This window comes from Streptomyces sp. NPDC040432, from assembly GCF_055595445.1.
In genome coordinates, this window is sequence record NZ_JBVIVP010000001.1 from 560798 (window position 1) to 577496 (window position 16699).

General features: G+C 73.3%; 18 protein-coding genes. 11 read left to right on the top strand and 7 right to left on the bottom strand.

Going from position 1 to position 16699, the window contains the following annotated elements; all coding sequences use genetic code 11:
- The first annotated feature begins 84 nt into the window (after positions 1-84).
- Positions 85-768, top strand: a complete 684-nt coding sequence (locus ACZ58N_RS02555; RefSeq protein ID WP_471154666.1) for a glycerophosphodiester phosphodiesterase — start codon at positions 85-87, stop codon at positions 766-768.
- A gap of 71 nt (positions 769-839) precedes the next feature.
- Here the strand turns inward: ACZ58N_RS02555 and ACZ58N_RS02560 are convergent, their stop codons facing one another.
- Positions 840-1379: a GNAT family N-acetyltransferase gene (locus tag ACZ58N_RS02560; RefSeq protein WP_471154668.1), complete on the bottom strand. Its 540-nt coding sequence runs from the start codon at positions 1377-1379 to the stop codon at positions 840-842.
- A gap of 146 nt (positions 1380-1525) precedes the next feature.
- Here ACZ58N_RS02560 and ACZ58N_RS02565 point away from each other — a divergent pair, with 146 nt between their 5' ends.
- The 4 genes from ACZ58N_RS02565 to ACZ58N_RS02580 all read left to right on the top strand — a co-directional run bounded on the left by ACZ58N_RS02565 (position 1526) and on the right by ACZ58N_RS02580 (position 4507).
- On the top strand, positions 1526-2083 hold the full coding sequence (locus ACZ58N_RS02565; protein ID WP_471154671.1) for a DUF5134 domain-containing protein: 558 nt from the start codon (positions 1526-1528) through the stop codon (positions 2081-2083).
- 119 nt (positions 2084-2202) lie between these two features.
- Positions 2203-3141 carry a M56 family metallopeptidase gene (locus ACZ58N_RS02570; RefSeq protein WP_471154673.1) on the top strand — a complete coding sequence of 313 codons (939 nt, stop codon included), beginning with the start codon at positions 2203-2205 and terminating at the stop codon, positions 3139-3141.
- 33 nt (positions 3142-3174) lie between these two features.
- Complete coding sequence (locus ACZ58N_RS02575; protein ID WP_471154676.1) at positions 3175-3849, top strand: phosphatase PAP2 family protein; 675 nt, start codon at positions 3175-3177, stop codon at positions 3847-3849.
- Positions 3850-3886: 37 nt separating this feature from the next.
- Entirely contained in the window at positions 3887-4507 is a 621-nt protein-coding gene (locus ACZ58N_RS02580) for a TetR/AcrR family transcriptional regulator (RefSeq protein WP_471154678.1), read from the top strand.
- A 33-nt stretch (positions 4508-4540) separates the two neighbouring features.
- On the opposite strand, the gene ACZ58N_RS02585 is transcribed toward ACZ58N_RS02580, so the two are convergent.
- Complete coding sequence (locus tag ACZ58N_RS02585) at positions 4541-6028, bottom strand: LVIVD repeat-containing protein (protein WP_471154680.1); 1488 nt, start codon at positions 6026-6028, stop codon at positions 4541-4543.
- Positions 6029-6104: 76 nt separating this feature from the next.
- Here ACZ58N_RS02585 and ACZ58N_RS02590 point away from each other — a divergent pair, with 76 nt between their 5' ends.
- From ACZ58N_RS02590 to ACZ58N_RS02600, 3 genes are read left to right on the top strand one after another with little or no spacing between them, the layout of a single operon-like run.
- Positions 6105-6758 carry a DUF305 domain-containing protein gene (locus tag ACZ58N_RS02590; protein ID WP_471154682.1) on the top strand — a complete coding sequence of 218 codons (654 nt, stop codon included), beginning with the start codon at positions 6105-6107 and terminating at the stop codon, positions 6756-6758.
- A gap of 52 nt (positions 6759-6810) precedes the next feature.
- Positions 6811-8166 carry an FAD-dependent oxidoreductase gene (locus ACZ58N_RS02595; RefSeq protein WP_471154684.1) on the top strand — a complete coding sequence of 452 codons (1356 nt, stop codon included), beginning with the start codon at positions 6811-6813 and terminating at the stop codon, positions 8164-8166.
- Positions 8167-8202: 36 nt separating this feature from the next.
- Positions 8203-8604 carry a hypothetical protein gene (locus ACZ58N_RS02600; protein ID WP_471154687.1) on the top strand — a complete coding sequence of 134 codons (402 nt, stop codon included), beginning with the start codon at positions 8203-8205 and terminating at the stop codon, positions 8602-8604.
- Here ACZ58N_RS02600 and ACZ58N_RS02605 read toward each other — a convergent pair.
- On the bottom strand, positions 8601-8960 hold the full coding sequence (locus tag ACZ58N_RS02605; RefSeq protein ID WP_471154688.1) for an ArsR/SmtB family transcription factor: 360 nt from the start codon (positions 8958-8960) through the stop codon (positions 8601-8603). The two genes, ACZ58N_RS02600 and ACZ58N_RS02605, sit on opposite strands and share 4 nt — an antisense overlap.
- A gap of 132 nt (positions 8961-9092) precedes the next feature.
- Positions 9093-10193, bottom strand: a complete 1101-nt coding sequence (locus ACZ58N_RS02610; RefSeq protein ID WP_471154690.1) for an NADH:flavin oxidoreductase/NADH oxidase — start codon at positions 10191-10193, stop codon at positions 9093-9095.
- Positions 10194-10394: 201 nt separating this feature from the next.
- Between ACZ58N_RS02610 and ACZ58N_RS02615 the strand changes: the two genes are divergently transcribed.
- The 3 genes from ACZ58N_RS02615 (at position 10395) to ACZ58N_RS02625 (ending at position 13232) form a co-directional block, all read left to right on the top strand.
- Positions 10395-11483 carry a WD40/YVTN/BNR-like repeat-containing protein gene (locus tag ACZ58N_RS02615; RefSeq protein WP_471154693.1) on the top strand — a complete coding sequence of 363 codons (1089 nt, stop codon included), beginning with the start codon at positions 10395-10397 and terminating at the stop codon, positions 11481-11483.
- Positions 11484-11518: 35 nt separating this feature from the next.
- A complete protein-coding gene (locus tag ACZ58N_RS02620; RefSeq protein WP_385571435.1) occupies positions 11519-12205 on the top strand; it encodes a uracil-DNA glycosylase in 687 nt (228 codons plus the stop codon).
- A gap of 97 nt (positions 12206-12302) precedes the next feature.
- Positions 12303-13232: a sirohydrochlorin chelatase gene (locus ACZ58N_RS02625; protein WP_471154695.1), complete on the top strand. Its 930-nt coding sequence runs from the start codon at positions 12303-12305 to the stop codon at positions 13230-13232.
- An 83-nt stretch (positions 13233-13315) separates the two neighbouring features.
- Here ACZ58N_RS02625 and ACZ58N_RS02630 read toward each other — a convergent pair whose 3' ends face one another.
- From ACZ58N_RS02630 to ACZ58N_RS02640, 3 genes are all read right to left on the bottom strand, one after another.
- Complete coding sequence (locus ACZ58N_RS02630) at positions 13316-14383, bottom strand: lactonase family protein (protein ID WP_471154698.1); 1068 nt, start codon at positions 14381-14383, stop codon at positions 13316-13318.
- Positions 14384-14437: 54 nt separating this feature from the next.
- Entirely contained in the window at positions 14438-15577 is a 1140-nt protein-coding gene (locus tag ACZ58N_RS02635; RefSeq protein WP_471154700.1) for a nitric oxide synthase oxygenase, read from the bottom strand.
- A gap of 273 nt (positions 15578-15850) precedes the next feature.
- Positions 15851-16666 (bottom strand): hypothetical protein, encoded by an 816-nt coding sequence (locus ACZ58N_RS02640; RefSeq protein ID WP_471154702.1) that lies wholly within the window; start codon positions 16664-16666, stop codon positions 15851-15853.
- Between the last annotated feature and the right edge of the window lie 33 nt (positions 16667-16699).

Below are 16699 nucleotides of genomic sequence, written 5' to 3' on the forward strand. Positions count from 1 at the left end.
CACTAGCATGCGTCCTCACCGCGCGCGGCCGGTCGGGACACCGCGACCGCGCGGGGAGCCGCCGTCGACGGAAGCGAGAGAACCTTGACTTTCCTCACCATCGGTCATCGCGGGGTCATGGGTGTCGAACCGGAGAACACCCTGCGGTCGTTCGTCCGCGCGGAACGCTGCGGGATGGACGTCATCGCGCTGGACCTGCGCCTCAGCAAGGACGGCGCCCTCGTCGTCCTGCACGACGCGGAAGTGGACCGGACCACCGACGGCACCGGCGCCGTCGCCGACCTGACCCTCGCCGAGCTGCGCGCCCTGGACGCCGGGCAGGGCGAGCGCCCGCCCCTCCCGGAGGAGGTGCTGGACGCGGTCGGGGTCCCGCTGCGGATCTCGGTGCCCGACCAGCGCACCGGGGCGGCGCTCGCGGAGCTCCTGGTGCGCCGGGACCTGACCTCGCGGGTGGAGGTGGCCTCACGCGACGGAGCGGTGCTCACCACCGTGGCCCATCTCGCGCCGGGCGTGCGGACGGTGCTGCACGCGGAGCGGCACGGGGCGGACGTCGTCGATCGGGGCCTGGCCGCGGGGGCGCGGACGCTCGACCTCGACATCCGCCGCGTCACCCTGGAGACCGTGGAGGCGGCGCACGCGGCCGGACTGCGGGTGACGGGCTGGACGGTCGACACCCTGGACCGGCTACGGCTGGCGCGCGCCCTGCAACTGGACGGCGCCGTCACCGGCCTCCCGGAGATCCGCAGCACGGGCCGCTTCACGGCCTGACCGGACGGCCCGACCGCACGGCCCGTGGAACGGAACGGCCGGCCCACGGGACGGCTCGGACCCGCAGTGCCTCAGAGCGACTTGACCAGCAGCTCGAAGGCCAGGTCGTCGCGGCGCGGCTCGCCGAAGCGCGCGTCGCCGTAGGGGAAGGGGCTCAGTTCGCCGGTGCGCACGTACCCGCGGCGCACGTAGTAGGCGATGAGCTCCTCCCGTACGTTGATCACCGTCATCCGCATCTCCTCGGCCCCCCACATCTCGCGGGCGCGGCGTTCCGCCTCGGCCAGGATCTCCTTGCCGAGCCCGCCGCCCTGGAGGCCCGGGCGGACGGCGAACATGCCGAAGTAGGCGTATTCCCCGCGGTGTTCGAGCTGGCAGCAGGCGACGATCCCGCCCGCGCGCTCGACGACGAGCAGCACGCCGTCCTTGTTCTCGATGATCGCGCGAACCCCTTCCGGGTCGGTGCGCTGCCCGTCCAGGTAGTCGGCCTCGGTGGTCCAGCCCGCCCGGCTGGCGTCGCCGCGGTAGGCGGATTCGACGAGCGTCACCAGTTCCGGTACGTCCGCCTCCACGGCGGCACGGAAGCTGAGGGCGGCGGGCTGTGCGGTGGACATCGGGCGCTCCGTTCGACGCGGTGGCATATGACATGCCTGGTGGGGCACGGAGAGCGTAGCGCGGAGCGGCGTGAGCGCGGTGTCGGGCGGGCATTCCTTCCCGTGACGCCGACGAACCGGGAGGTTCCGCCGTGCACGGTCCCGCCATGCCGTTCTCCTCCTCCGCCTCCGCGCTGTCCGCCTGGTTGCTCGTGCTGCTGTGCGCGGTGAGCGGTGCGTACTGTCTGCTGCGGGCGCGCAGAGCGGGACGCCCCGAGCGCGGGCCGGCGGCCGGCGAGGCCGTGATGGGTTTCGGGATGGCGGCGATGGCCGTGCCCTCGGGGACAGGTGCGTGGGGGCCCGGGATCCTCCTCGGCGTGTTCGGCGGGGCGACGCTGCACGCCCTGTGGATGCTGCGCGGCGGGGCCCACCACGCGCACCACCTGGTCGGCTCGCTGGCGATGACCTACATGGCGCTGTCGATGACCGCCGGGCACGGGCACGGCCGGGCCGGACTGCCGGCGGTGACGGGCGCCCTGCTCCTCTACTACGCGGGTTACGTGCTGCTGGGCGGAGCCCGGCTGGTGGCGGCCGGGGACGGCGAGCCCGTCGGCGCGGCCGGCGGCGAGCGGTCCGTCGTGCCGGCGGGCGGCCCCGGGGACCTCATCCCCGCGTGTCGACTCGCCATGGGTACGGGGATGTTGGCGATGCTGCTGACGATGTGACGGCCTCGCCGCGGGGGGCCGCGGGTCACGGGGTGCCGGCGCGACCCGGGACGTGTCCTGCGTCACCAATACCCCAGGACCGTACCGGCGGGCGGGGGTGCGCTCATAGGCTGGCGGCCATGATGGTCCCCGCCGTTCTCCTCCTGCTCGGCGCACTGACCGCGGTGCTCGCACCCCGACTCCTGGCCCGGGCCCAATGGCCCGATCGAGAACCCGTCGTCGCGCTGTGGGCGTGGCAGTGCGTGGTCGGCGCGACGCTCCTGTGCCTGGCCCTGTCGATGCTGCTGAGCGCGGCCGCCGCCTGGCAGGCCGTACGAGGTCGGCTGTTCGCGGCGGCCCCGCACGGGGTCGTCGACGCCTACGCGCTGGGGGCGGCGGGCGGCCCGTGGGCCACCGGCACCGCCCTGGCACTGGCGTGCGGGGGCCTGTGGACCGGCGCGATGCTGACCCGGGAGGTGCTGCGGGCCCGGGCCCGGCGGCGCGCCCGGGACGCCGAGCTGTCCGTCCGTGCGCCGCTCCTGCCCGGCGAGGAGCCGGCGGCCGGTCGGCTCGTCGTCCTGGAGGGGCCGCGACCGGAAGCCTGGTGGCAGCCCGGTGCGGTACCGCAGCTGGTGGTGACGACGGCGGCGCTGGGCCGGCTCAAGGGCAGCCAGCTGGACGCCGTACTGGCGCACGAGCAGGGGCACGCGGCGGCCCGGCACGACTGGCTGCTGCACTGCTCGCGGGCGCTGTCGCGGGGGTTCCCGCAGGTGCCGGTGTTCGCGGCGTTCGAGGCGGAGATGCACCGGCTGGTCGAGCTGGCCGCCGACGACGTGGCCTCACGGCGCTACGGGCGCCTGACGATCGCGCTGGCGCTGGTCGGCCTGAACGAGGACCGTGGGGTCTTCGGCCCCTCCCCCACCGCGCAGGCCCACGTGCCGCAGCGCGTGCGGCGGCTGCTGTCGGCCTCGCCCCGGCTGTCCCCGAGCCGCCGGCTGCGCCTCACGGCGCTGGCCACCCTGGTGCCCGCGGTGCCGCTGCTGGTCGCCTTCGTACCGGGACTCAGCGCGCTGAGGTGAGGGAGGAGTTCCGCTTGCTGCGAGGATCGGGGCATGCGGAACAACGTGCTGGGAAAAGCGGGGGCGGCCTGCGCGTCGGCCGCGGCCGTACTGACCTGCCTGGTGGTGGTCGGGTGGCAGCCGCTCATCGGCTTCGACGAGGAGGTCGCGGGGGCGCTGCACCCGTACGCCGTCTCCCACACCGCGGTCACCGGCCTGATGCGGGTACTGAGCGACTGGATCTGGGACCCCTGGACCATGCGGGCCCTGGCCGCGGTGGCCTTCGGTTGGCTGTGGTGGCACGGGGACCGCGTCCGCGCCGTGTGCGTGGCGGCGGGCACGCTGGTGGCCTCGGCGGTGCAGCAGGGCCTGAAGGCCGCCGTCGGCCGGGAGCGCCCGCAGTGGCCGGATCCCGTCGACTCCGCGCAGTACGCGGCCTACCCCTCGGGGCACGCGATGACGGCCACGGTCGTGTGCGGACTGCTGCTGTGGCTGATGCCGCGGACGGTCGCGCGGCCGGTGCTGTACGGCGCGTGGGCGGTGGCCGTGGTCTCCGTGCTCGGGGTCGGCTTCACCCGGCTCTACCTCGGAGTCCACTGGTTCTCGGACGTCCTCGCGGGCTGGCTCCTGGGCGTGGCCCTGGTTGCCCTGGTGGCGCTCGCGGCGTGCCGGTGTGCCTGCCCGGGGCGATCCCCCGCGTCGCCCCGAACAGACGACACCGTGCGCTGAGTATATTGGCCCGGAGCCAGTCAACGCAGGAGTAAGCATGTCCCCGCGCAGCGCATCGGTCAATGAAGAATTGCGCAGACGTTCCCGGGAGCGGCTGCTGCAGGCCACGGTCGAGCTGGTGTCCGAGCGGGGCTTCGAGGCCACGACGCTCGGCGACATCGCCGACCGCGCCGGCGCCGCCCGCGGCCTGGTCTCGTACTACTTCCCGGGGAAGCGGCAGCTCCTGCAGTCCGCCGTGCACCGGTTGATGCACCTGACGCTGGAAGCGGCGCTGGAACGGGAGCCGCGGAGCACGGACGGCCGCGAGCGGCTCGCCCGGGCGATCGACGCGGTCCTCGGGTTGGCCCGGGACCACCCGCGGCTGATGCGCACGCACATGGCGGGCATCCTCACGGCCGAAGGGTTCATCCGGTGCCCGGAGCAGCAGCGCCTCGCGGAGCTGCTCCGGGACACCCTCGCCCGGTACGGTTCGGCCGACGTGGACGCGGACTACCCGCTGTTGCGGGCCCTGCTGATGGGGGCGGTGGTCGCGGTCCTGCTGCCGGGGGCCCCGATGCCCGGGCCCCGGCTGCGCGCCGAGTTGTTCCAGCGGTACGGACTGGACTGGGAGCTCGGTGTCCCGCCGGACGGCGGACCGCCCGGCGGAACGTTCGTGTGACGGTGGCGCGCGCGAGGACCGGCGCGGCCGGGGTCAGCGGTAGTCGGGCTGGGTCTGTACGTTGAGGCGGTCCATCCGCACCCACTTGGCGCTGTCGGTGCGCCAGTCGTCGAGCCGCAGCACGTCGAGGCCCTTGACGATGTCGTTCGAGTAGATGTGCCCGTTGTAGTAGTACGCCGACCAGGAGCCGCCGAGGCCGAGTGCGTCGGTGGTCAGCGGGCCGCGTTCGAAGTAGCCGATCTCCTTGGGGCGGGTGGAGTCGGTGAAGTCCCACACCGAGACGCCGCCCTGGTACCAGGCCTGGACCATGATGTCGCGGCCGCCGCCGACCGGGATCAGCGAGCCGTTGTGGGCGACGCAGTTCTCGGTGTCGGCCTGGTGGCGCGGGATCTTGAAGTAGCTCTTGAAGACGAGCTTGCGCTGGTCGCCTCGGCCCGTGATGTCGTAGATGCCGTCGGCTCCCCGGTTCGGTCCCGTCGCCTCGTTGCAGGTGGCGCCGCCACCGCCGCCGAGTTCGTCGGTGAACACCACCTTGTTGGCGCGCTCGTTGAAGGTGGCCGAGTGCCAGAAGGCGAAGTTCACGTTGTCCTGGACCCGGTCGATCACCCGGGGCTGTTCCGGCCTGGTGATGTCGAAGAGGATGCCGTCGCCCATGCAGGCGCCGGCGGCCAGGTTCTTGGAGGGCAGCACCGTGATGTCGTGGCAGCCGGTGGTCTTCGAGACCCCCGGGTTGGCGGGCGCGCCCGGGTTGCCGCCGTCCGGGAAGAGGACGGGGAAGCCGACGACGGCGGCCTTGGTGGGGGCCTTCTTGGGCACCTTCACCACGGAGATGCCGTCGTGCGGGGGCTTGCAGTCCGGGAAGGCCTCGTTCGGGGAGTAGGAGGCGACGTAGAGGTAGAGGTCACGGCCGCCCGGCACCAGCGTGTGCGTGTGGGAGCCGCAGGCGGTCTCGACGGACTTGATGTACCTCGGGTTCTTCTTGTCCTTGATGTCGAAGATCTTGATGCCCTCCCAGGAGGACTTCTCCGTCGCGGGCTGCGAGACGCTGTTGCAGGAGTCGTCGCTGCGCGAGGAGTCCGTGGACAGGAAGAGCAGGTCGCCGGAGACGGAGATGTCGTTCTGGCCGCCCGGGCACAGGACCTGGCTGACCACCTTCGGGGACTTGGGATTGGCGATGTCGTAGACGGTGAAGCCGTCGTAGTTGCCCGCGTAGGCGTACCGGCCCTCGAACGCCAGGTCGGTGTTGATGCCGTCGGGGTTGGCACTGGGGATGTTGGCCAACGGTTTGATGTTGCGGCTGTGGACGATCTCGTCCTGGCCGGGGATCTCGCCGGGGGCGAGTTCGCGGTCCGGGGCGGAAGCGGCGCTCCCTCCCGAGCCGGCACCCGGCCGTAAGTCCCCGGGGTCGGGGGTGGCGGCCGCCGGTCCGGCGGTCGCGAGGAGCGTGGTGAGGAGTCCTGCGGCGGCCAAGGCCACCCCCAGACTCCGGTGGCGCACTCTGACGGTGTGCAGCGAGGTCACTGTGCCTCCCGTGGGGGCCCGAACGTCCCGCTCCTCGTGGGAACGGAACCTGGACCCCGGCAGTATCGTCGTTTCCATGGACATGGCAAATGCATTGGTCGGCCGATTCCTGGCGGCGGCGCTGGCCGCCGGACTCCTCCTCACGCTCACCGGTTGCGAGGACGACGGCGCCGCCGACGCGGTGGGCGACGGGGCGACGGTGGTGGTCGCGCCCGGCAGGCCGGGCGAGAAGGCCCGTACCCTCACCCCCGAACAGGCCGCGCGGGAACGCCCCGACGACAGCCCCAACGCCGCCGACCACGCGTACGTGCGCAACATGACCGAGCACCACCGCCAGGCCCTCGCGATGAGCGCGCTGGCCCCGGAACGCGCTTCCGCGGACGGGGTCAAGCGGGTCGCGGAGCGGATCGCGGCCGCCCAGGGACCCGAGATCGGCGCCATGGAGAAATGGGTCGCCCGGCACCCCGCCCCCGACGCCGGCGCCGGGGGCCACGACCACGGGGCCATGCCCGGCATGGCGACGCCCCAGCAGCTGGAGCAGTTGCGCGACGCCAGGGGTGCCGACTTCGACCGGCTCTTCCTGACGCTGATGACCGCGCACCACGAGGGCGCCCTGAAGATGGCGGGCGAGGCGCTCTCCGGGGGCAACAACCTGGCCGTCGAGGAGATGGCGACCGAGGTGGTGGCCACCCAGAGCGCCGAGATCCACCGGATGCGCGCGATGGGCTGACGGCTCCGGGGGTCGGTGTCATTCTGATTGCACCTGCGGGAGGAGCTCCGCCGTGCTTCGTGTCGCCGTCGTCGGTTCGGGCCCGAGCGGGGTCTACGCCGCCCAGGCACTGGTCCAGCAGCGCGAGGTGCCCGGCGTACGGGTCGACGTGCTGGACCGGCTGCCGGCCCCGTACGGCCTCGTACGGTACGGGGTGGCCCCCGACCACGAGAAGATCAAATCACTGACCGGAAGCCTGCGCACCGTCCTGGAGGAGGACCGGATCCGCTTCCTCGGCAACGTCGAGGTCGGCTCCGGGCCGCTCTCCACGGCCCGGCTGTCGGAGCTCTACCACGCCGTCGTCTACTGCGTGGGCGCCGCCCGCGACCGGCTGCTCGGCATCCCCGGCGAGGAGCTGGCCGGTGTGCACTCCGCCACGGCCTTCGTGTCCTGGTACAGCGGCCATCCGGACGCCGCTTCCTTCGACCTGAGCGGCGTCCGCTCGGCCGTGGTCGTCGGCGCGGGGAACGTCGCCGTGGACGTGGCCCGGATCCTGGCCCGGGGCGCGGCGGAGCTGATGCCGACCGACATGCCCCAGCCGGCGCTCGGCGCGCTCGGCGACAGCGGGGTGCGCGAGGTGTCCATGGTGGCCCGGCGCGGCCCCTCGCAGGGCCGGTTCACGACCAAGGAACTCCGCGAACTGGGCACGCTGCCGGGCGTCGGGATCCGGGTCGACGCCGCGGAGGCGGCCCTCGACCCGGCGTACGCGGACCCCGTCGCGGCGGCGGCCCTGCCCGCGGTGGCCCGGCGCAACGTCGAGGTGCTGCGCGGCTGGACCGGACCGGGGGCGGGTGCCGGGCAGGCCCGGCTCCTCACCCTGCGGTTCCACCTGCGGCCCGTGGAGGTGCTGGGCGGGCCGGACGGCCGGGTGCGGGCCCTGCGCTGCGAGCGGACCTCCCCCGACGGCCGGGGCGGCGTCACGGGCACGGGCGCGTACGAGGACCTCCCGGCCGAACTGGTGCTGCGTTCGGTGGGGTACCTGGGAGTGCCGCTGCCCGGGCTGCCTTTCGACGGGGCGCGGGGGACCGTGCCGCACGCGGCGGGCCGGGTGCTGCGCGCGGGCCGCGCCTCGGTCGGCGAGTACGTGGCGGGCTGGATCAAGCGCGGACCGACCGGGGTGATCGGGACGAACCGGCCCTGCGCCAAGGAGACGGTGTCCTCGCTGCTCCAGGACGCGGGCGCACTCGCGCGCCGCGAACTCCCCCGGGACCCGCTGGACGCGCTGCGCGCGGCCGGGCTGCGACCGGTGGAGTGGCCCGGATGGCTGGCCATCGAGACGGCCGAGGCGGAACTCGGCCGCTCTCTGGGACGCCGCTCGGTGAAGATCCCCGACTGGGCCGGCCTCCGGGGCGCGGCGGGCCTCGCGTAGGGTCGCCGAATCCTTTACCGATCAGGGGAGTTGGCGATGGGACACACCGCACGACGGGGTACGTACGCGGCACTGGCCGCGCTGGCGGGAGCCACGCTGCTGGTGGGCTGCACGGAGGAGCCCCGGACGCAGGCCGTACCCGGCCCGACGGCCACGACGACGGCCGTCCCCCAGGAGGCGACGGCCCTGGCCGAGCGCTACCGGGCGGCCGGCGGTGACCCGGACGTGTACGGAATCCGGATCGAGGGCGGGCCGGAGGGCGTGCCCCGGGTGGTCGTGCGGACCCGCAACGACGACAGCACCCGCTTCGACGTCCAGTCGGCCTCGGTCATGACCCATCTGACGACCAAGGAGGGGGCCTTCTTCAAGAACGGCTACTTCATGGACGTCTTCGGCCCGGACGGCCGGATCATGCACCGCATGGACGCCCGGCCCTAGCTTCGGGCCGTTCCGGTCAGGCGGGACGCCTCGGCGTCGGCCGCCATGAGGACGCTGTCCAGCAGGCCGGGGAAGAGGCTCTGGAGTTCGGCGCTGCGCAGGCCGTTCATCTTGGCGGTGCCGCGGTAGGTCTGGCGCACGACCCCGCTCTCGCGCAGGACGCGGAAGTGGTGGGTCGTCGTCGACTTGGTGACCGGCAGGTCGAAGTGGGAGCAGGCCAGTTCGGCCTCCGAGGCCGCGAGGTCCCGGACGATGGACAGCCGGAGCGGGTCGGAGAGCGCGTGGAGGACCCCTTCCAGCCGGATCGCCGCCGGCTCGGGGTGTTCGAGGACACGGGCCGCGTCACGTTCCGTCATGTCCTGCTCCGCTCGTTCGGTCGGTCGGTGGGCCGGGGGGCACCGGACCCGCCGCGGGCCCATCGTACGAGAAACGTCGTAGGACGGGTCGGGGTGCGGCGCGGTGCGTGGGGGCCGCCGCGCCGCACCGGTTCACCAGGCGCGGTGGTAGGGCTCCGGCGTGGGGATCTCCGCGCCGAGTTCGCGGGCCGCCCGGCGGGCCCAGTGCGGGTCCCGGAGCAGTTCCCGGCCGAGCAGCACGGCGTCCGCCTCGCCGTTGGCGAGGATCTTCTCCGCGTGTTCGGGTTCGGTGATCAGGCCGACGGCGGCCACCGGCAGGCTCGTCTCCGCCTTGACGCGGGCGGCGAACGGCACCTGGTAGCCGGGGCCGAGCGGGATCGTCACGCCGGGGGCGAGGCCGCCGGTCGAGACGTCGAGCAGGTCGACGCCGCGCGCCCGGAGGAGCCCGGCCAGTCGGACGGTGTCGTCGGCGGTCCAGCCGTCCCGCTCCAGCCAGTCGGTGGCGGAGATGCGGAAGAACAGCGGGAGTCCCTCGGGCCATGCGGCGCGGACGGCCTCGACGACTTCGAGGGCGAAGCGGGTGCGGTTCTCGAAGGAGCCGCCGTAGGAGTCGGTGCGCCGGTTGCTGTGCGGGGAGAGGAACTCACCGATGAGGTAGCCGTGGGCGCCGTGGATCTCGACGACCTCGTAGCCCGCGGCGAGGGCGCGGCGGGTGGCGGCGGCGAACTCGCCGATGATCGTACGGATCTCGTCGGGGGTGAGTTCGTGCGGCACCGGGTGGCCCTCGGCGAACGGGACCGCGCTGGGGGCGTCCGGCTGCCAGCCGTGCGCCTCCGGACCGACGGGCCCGCCGCCCTTCCAGGTCCGGTCGGTGGACGCCTTGCGCCCTGCGTGGGCGATCTGGATGCCGGGGACGGTTCCCCGCGCCTTGAGGAAGGTGGTGATCCGGCGGAGCGCCTCGACCTGGGTGTCGTTCCAGATGCCCAGGTCGTAGGGGGAGATCCGACCGGCGGGGGAAACGGCGGTGGCCTCCTGGATGATGAGGCCGGTGCCGCCGGTGGCGCGGGCCGCGTAGTGCGCGAAGTGCCAGTCGGTGGCGACGCCGGCGCCGGGGCCCGTGGGCTCGGCGCTGTACTGGCACATCGCGGCCATCCAGACGCGGTTCGGGACGGTCACCGAACGCAGGGCGTAGGGCTGGAACAGGGCGGTGAAGGCGGCGGGTGCAGCACTCATGGGGCTCTCCAGACGTGACCGGACGCGCACCGGGGATCGGCGCTAAGTACGAGATGTACCGTACTACGGAATCTCTCGTAGTACGAGTTTTCTCGTACAATGAGACGGAGGTGCCGCGCGCCGCACGGCCCCTGTCGGTGGGTGGGTGCAGACTGGCTGGAAAGCTGTCGTGAAGGACAAGGACGTCCGGAGGTGTCGGCCATGACCGACGTGCTACTGCTCGTGGGCACCCGCAAGGGGCTCTTCATCGGACGACGCGCGGGCACCGGCCCCTGGAAGTTCGACGGCCCCCATTTCAACGCCCAGGCCGTGTCCGCGGTCGCGATCGACCGCCGGGGACCCGCGCCGCGACTGCTGGTCGGCGGCGACAGCACCCACTGGGGCCCCTCCGTCTTCAGCTCCGACGACCTCGGCGCGAACTGGCGCGAACCGGCCGCTGCAGCCGTGAGGTTCCCGCAGGACACGGGTGCGTCCCTGGAGCGCGTCTGGCAACTGCACCCGGCCGGCCCGGAGGCCCCCGACGTGGTCTACGCGGGAACCGAACCGGCCGCCCTGTTCCGCTCGACCGACCGCGGCGAGTCCTTCGAGCTGGTGCGCCCCCTGTGGGAGCATCCCAGCCGCTCGGCCTGGGAGCCGGGGGGCGGCGGCGAGGGGCTGCACACCGTGATCACCGACCCGACCGACCCCTTGGCCGTCACCGTCGCCGTCTCCACCGCGGGGGTGTTCCGCACCCGCGACGGCGGGCGTAGCTGGTCCCCGGCCAACCGCGGGGTCTCGGCGGTGTTCCTGCCCGACCCGAACCCCGAGTTCGGCCAGTGCGTGCACAAGATCGCACAGGATGCCGGGAACACCGACCGGCTGTACCTCCAGAACCACTGGGGCGTGTACCGGAGCGACGACGCCGGCTCGCAGTGGACCGACATCGGCGCCGGGCTGCCCTCCGACTTCGGCTTCGCCGTGGCCGCACACCCGCACCGGCCCGACACCGCGTACGTCTTCCCGCTCAACGCCGACTCCGACCGGGTCCCGGCGGAGCACCGCTGCCGGGTCTTCCGCACCCGGGACGCGGGCGCCACCTGGGAGCCGCTCACGAAAGGCCTGCCGGCCGGCGACCACTACGGCACGGTGCTGCGCGACGCCCTGTGCACGGACGACGCCGACCCGGTGGGCATCTACTTCGGCAACCGCAACGGCGAGCTGTACGCCGGCCACGACGACGGCGACAGCTGGCAGTTGCTCGCCGAACACCTGCCGGACGTGCTGTGCGTGCGGGCCGCCGCGCTCGGTTGAGGCGTTGCCCCGTTGAGCCACTAGAGTGATCAACCGTGGCAGCGAGACCTTTGAACGAGATCGTCGAGCCGGGCTGGGCCCGGGCTCTGGAGCCGGTGGCGGCGCAGGTCGCCGCGATGGGCGACTTCCTGCGCGCCGAGATCGCGGCGGGCAGAACCTACCTCCCGTCCGGGGCGAACGTGCTGCGCGCGTTCCAGCAGCCCTTCGACGAGGTCAGGGTGCTCATCGTCGGACAGGACCCGTACCCCACCCCGGGGCACGCGATGGGCCTGTCCTTCTCGGTGGCGCCCGACGTCCAACCGGTGCCGCCCAGCCTGGACAACATCTTCCGGGAGCTGCACACGGACCTCGGCATGCCCCGCCCGGCCAACGGCGACCTGACACCGTGGACCCGACAGGGCGTGCTCCTGCTGAACCGCGCCCTCACGACGGCGCCGCGCAAGACCGGCGGGCATCGCGGCAAGGGCTGGGAGGCCGTCACCGAGCAGGCGATCCGGGCCCTCGCGGCGCGCGGCAAGCCCCTGGTGTCGGTGCTGTGGGGACGCGACGCCCGCAACCTGCGGCCGCTGCTGGGCGAGCTGCCGGCGGTGGAGTCCGTCCACCCCTCCCCCATGTCCGCGACCAACGGGTTCTTCGGCTCGCGGCCCTTCAGCAGGACCAACGACCTGCTGGTCCGTCAGGGAGCACAGCCCGTCGACTGGCGCTTGCCCACAGTCAGTTGAACCTTATATGACATTCAACGGATAAATACGGACAGATGCCGCCCGCCCGGGCCCTGCCCGAACACCCCGTTCCGATAAACCAGTAGCATGCGGCGCCATGAGCTCCCCCACTGGGCCCGCAAATGGCCTGCCCGTACGAATGCCGCGACCCCGCCAGACCGGACGGCACCGCCGGCCCGAGCCCGCGGTGGCGCCCGAGGGCGCACCCGCGCTGGTGCTCGCCGTGCCCGGTGCCCCCTCGGCCGCCTCGCGGGGCCTCGCGGAAGAGATCATCAGCATCGGCCGCTCCGAGCTGCCCGGTCTGGACGCCCGGATCGGTTACCTGGAGGGCACCGACGGCGAGGACGCCGCGGGCGCCGAGTTCCCGTCACTGTCCGGCGTGCTGACCGGCGTCGCGCACGAGCGCGCCGCGCGCGCCGAGTTCGCGCGCGCGGCCGGGCACGAGGTGCCCGCGCCGACCGGCCCGGACGCCGTGGTCGTGCCCTTGCTGGCCGGCCCCGACGGCGGTCTGCTGCGCCGGGTGCGCCAGGCGCTGATGGACTCCTCGGCCGCCGCCGAGCTGGCCGACGTGCTCGGTCCGCACCCGCTGCTCGCCGAGGGTCTGCACGTGCGCCTCTCCGAGGCCGGCCTCGCCCGCGCCGACCGCGCGCGCCTGTTCACCGTGGCCACCGCCGCCGACGGCATCATCCTGGCGACCACCGGCGGCGAGGAGGCCGTCCAGGCCGCCGGCATCACCGGAATGCTGCTGGCCGCCCGACTCGCGGTGCCCGTCATGGCCGCGGCCCTCGACCAGGAGGGCTCGGTGGCGTCCGTGGCCGCCGAGCTGCGCGGTTCCGGTTCGGCGCAGCTCGCGCTGGCCCCCTACCTGATCGGCCCCGAGGCGGCCGAGGGCCTGCTCGATTCGGCCTGCAAGGAGGCGGACTGCGCCGCCGCCGAGGTGCTCGGCGCCTACCCGGCGCTCGGCAAGCTCGCCGTCGCCCAGTACAGCGCCGCGCTCGGGATCACCCTGGGCGCCGTCTCGCAGTAGGACCCGTGACGCGCGAAGGGCCCGCACCCGGGACGGCACCGGGGCGGGCCCTTCGCGCGCGCCCGGGCCCGCGGGGCGCGGCGTCAGCCGAAGGTCACGCAGGTGGCGGCCGGGACCGCGACCGAGCCCGCCCGGCGGGGCTGCCCGCTCAGCGGGTCGACGTCGAACCAGGTGACGTCCCCGGACCGCTCGTTGGCCGCGTACAGGCGACGTCCCGAGGGGTCGGCGGCGAGATCGCGCGGCCAGCTGCCGCCGCATCCGACGGTACCCGTGAGCTGCGGCTTTTCCGCGCCGCCGGTCAGCGAGAACGTGACGATGACGTCCGCGCCCCGCACCGCCGCCCACAGGAAGCGCCCGTCCGGCGAGGCGACGACCGCGGACGGATAGGCCCGTACGGCCCCTGAGGCGCCCCTGGAGGCGACCGGAACCTCGGAGACCGGTTCCAGCCGCCCGGACTCCGCGTCCCAGCGGCAGACGGTCAGCTGCGGCTCCAACTCGTGCAGGACGTGGACGACCGGGTCGGTCGGGTGGAAGACGAGGTGCCGCGGCCCGCTCCCGGCGCGCAGCCGCGCCTCGGAGTGCGGGCGGAGCGCTCCGGTGGCCGCGTCGAGGGCGCAGACCCGTACCGAGTCGGTGCCGAGGTCCACGCTCAGCACCCAGCGACCGGACGGGTCGGGCAGCACCTGATGCGCGTGCGGTGCCTCCTGTCGATCACCGTCCGGCCCCGCACCGCGGTGGGTGAGGACCGAGGCCGGTCCGGAAAGACCGCCGTCGGCGGCCACGGGAAGGCTGCTGACGCTGCCGGAGGTGTAGTTGGCGGTGAGCAGGCGGTCTCCCGCCAGGCTGAGGTGGGTGGGGCCGGAGCCGCCCACACGGACAGCGGGCCCGGCCGGGACGAGCCCTTCCACGGTGGGACGGAACGCGCCCGCCGCGCCCTGCTCGGCCTCACTCACCGCGTAGACGGTGCCGGTGGACCGGGAGACCGTCAGGTACGAAGGGTCCGGCAGGAACGTGGCGACCGAGAGCGGGGTCAGCGCTCCGGTCGACGGATCCACGGCCGCGACGGTGATGCCGCGGCCGCCCCCCGAGGTGAACGAGCCGATGTAGGCCCGGTGCCCGCCGCCGTGGTCCGTACTGTCCGCGCCGTTCACCGGTGCCCCTCTCCGCCGTTCCGGATCCGTTCGGAGCCGACGGTAACAGAAGGTCTAGACCAAGTCCCGTCCTCTGGCCCGGTCGTGCGCTCCGGAATGGTGGACGTACGCCGTGGTGCTGGGCCGGTCCTCGAACGTCCGGTGGAACACCGGGGTGGCGGAACCGGAGATCGGCGGAACGATCCAGGACCAGTCGGCCCCCACGTCCCGCCCCTTGCGTTCCTCGCGTTCGAGGTGGGAGAGGAACCGCCGGGACTCGGAGTGGTGGTCGGCGATGGTGACCCCGGCCCGGTCGAAGGACTCCAGTACCGCCCGGTTGAGTTCCACCAGGGCCCGGTCCTTCCAGAGCGAGCGGTCGGTGGAGGTGTCCAGGCCGAGTCGGCGGGCGACGGCGGGGAGCAGGTTGTACCGGTCGGTGTCGGCGAGGTTGCGGGCGCCGATCTCGGTTCCCATGTACCAGCCGTTGAAGGGGGCGGCCGGGTAGTGGATGCCGCCGATCTCCAGGCACATGTTGGAGATGGCCGGTACGGCGTGCCAGCGCAGTCCCCAGTCGGACCAGTCGTCGCGCTCGTCGGGGTGGCGGATCGGCACCTCCAGCACGGCGTCCGCGGGGACGTCGAACCAGCGGGGCTTGTCATCGACGCCCTGGACCACCAGCGGCAGCAGGTCGAAGGGGGTGCCCGGGCCGCCGGCCCAGCCGAGCCCCAACAGGACTTCGGTGAGCGGACCGTTGCGGGCGTCGCCCACGGTCACGGACGGGTGGTCGCCGTACCCGGCGTACCGCACGAGCTGCTCGCTCCAGATCAACGGGCCGGGCCGGTCGGGGGCGTCCGGGGCGAAGACGGTGATGGTGGGCCGGATCCGGCCGCGGTTGGTCGCCTCCCGCAGGTGCTCGAAACACTCGTCGGCGATCTCCTTGGAATCGGTCAGCCCCCTCCGGTCACGCACCCGGAGCGAATTCCAATAGAGCCTGCCTATGCAGCGGTTGCTGTTGCGCCAGGCCACGCGGGCCCCGTGGACCAGTTCTTCCGGGGTGTGCCGGTAGGTGCCCGTCTCCGCGAGCTCGGCCCGTACCGCGGCGAGCCGCAGGCGCGGATCACCGGCCCGGGGATTCTCCTGGTGGAAGAGCCGGATGAACTCCTCGGCTTCCTCCCACACCTGGGCGGTGCTCGACCGCCGCTGCAGTATTTCCATTCCGGGCGGTTACCCCCTGTACGACCAGAGCCACTGTGTACGTGCCGGACGAACGCGCAATCAACCCTCACCGTTTGTACACGCGGCAGGTCGACGAAGGGCCCCGCGAACACCCGGAGCACACCTCCGAGTGATCTTCGAGCGTGTGCCTGCGGAGGCGAACCCTGCGGGCGTACCATCCGGCCGGGCCCGGGAGTCGGTCGGGACCCGCCCGGTACACCGGGCGGGAGGCCGGGCACGCGGCTCCGGGACGGGAGCGGTCCCGCCGTCGCCTCAGGTCGGAACGTCGCCGACGGGAGCGTCCGAGGCCCTCCGGTGCAGGGCCCGCGTGAGGGTGCTGCCGACGACGATCAGGGCCACGCCCAACCACCACAGGTCGCCGTCGAAGATCAACACGGCGATGCCGGCCGGGATGAGCACCCCGGCGACCGGCACCAGCAGGGCGGCCGGGGACAGCGGGCCCCGTTCACGACCCACCGCGCGGGCGCGCACCACCTTCGGGTACCAGACCGTGAAGCGGACCGCCGCGACGATGGCCGCGATCTGGATGATCCATCCCGTCCAGAGGTTGTTCGGGTTGCGCAGCACCAGGTCGCCGTAGGCGCCGGCGAGCGCGGACACCAGGAAGGCCAGCCCCCACACGCCGGTGATCACGTAGTTGGCGCGCAGGAACTCCGGGGCGTCCCAGTGCGCCCGGTCGACCTGTTCGCGGGCGTACTGGAGGGTGAAGGGATTCCGCAGCGCCATCGAGCCGAAGGCGATGACGACGAGCGCGATGTTGGACACCTCACCGGCGTAGGTCTCCAGCCAGCGGCGGGTGCCGTCGTCCGCCATCAGGCCGACGACCGCGAGGACCGCGAAGAAGATCACGTCGGCGAGTTCCAGGAGTTTCCAGGAGCTGCCCCGATTGACGATCCGGCCGCCGATCACCAGCACGAGGGCGACGGCGAGGGAGAGCGCCACCGCGATCTCGAAGCGGCCGGGACCCACCAGGAGCGAGAAGACGATCCAGGGGGACATCCCGACCACGGGGTTGTCCAGGAATCCGCCGGCCGCCTCCCGGGCCGGGTCGCTCGCTCCCGTGTCCACCGGCCGTCCTCCGTCCGCGTCCGATCGCTCCCC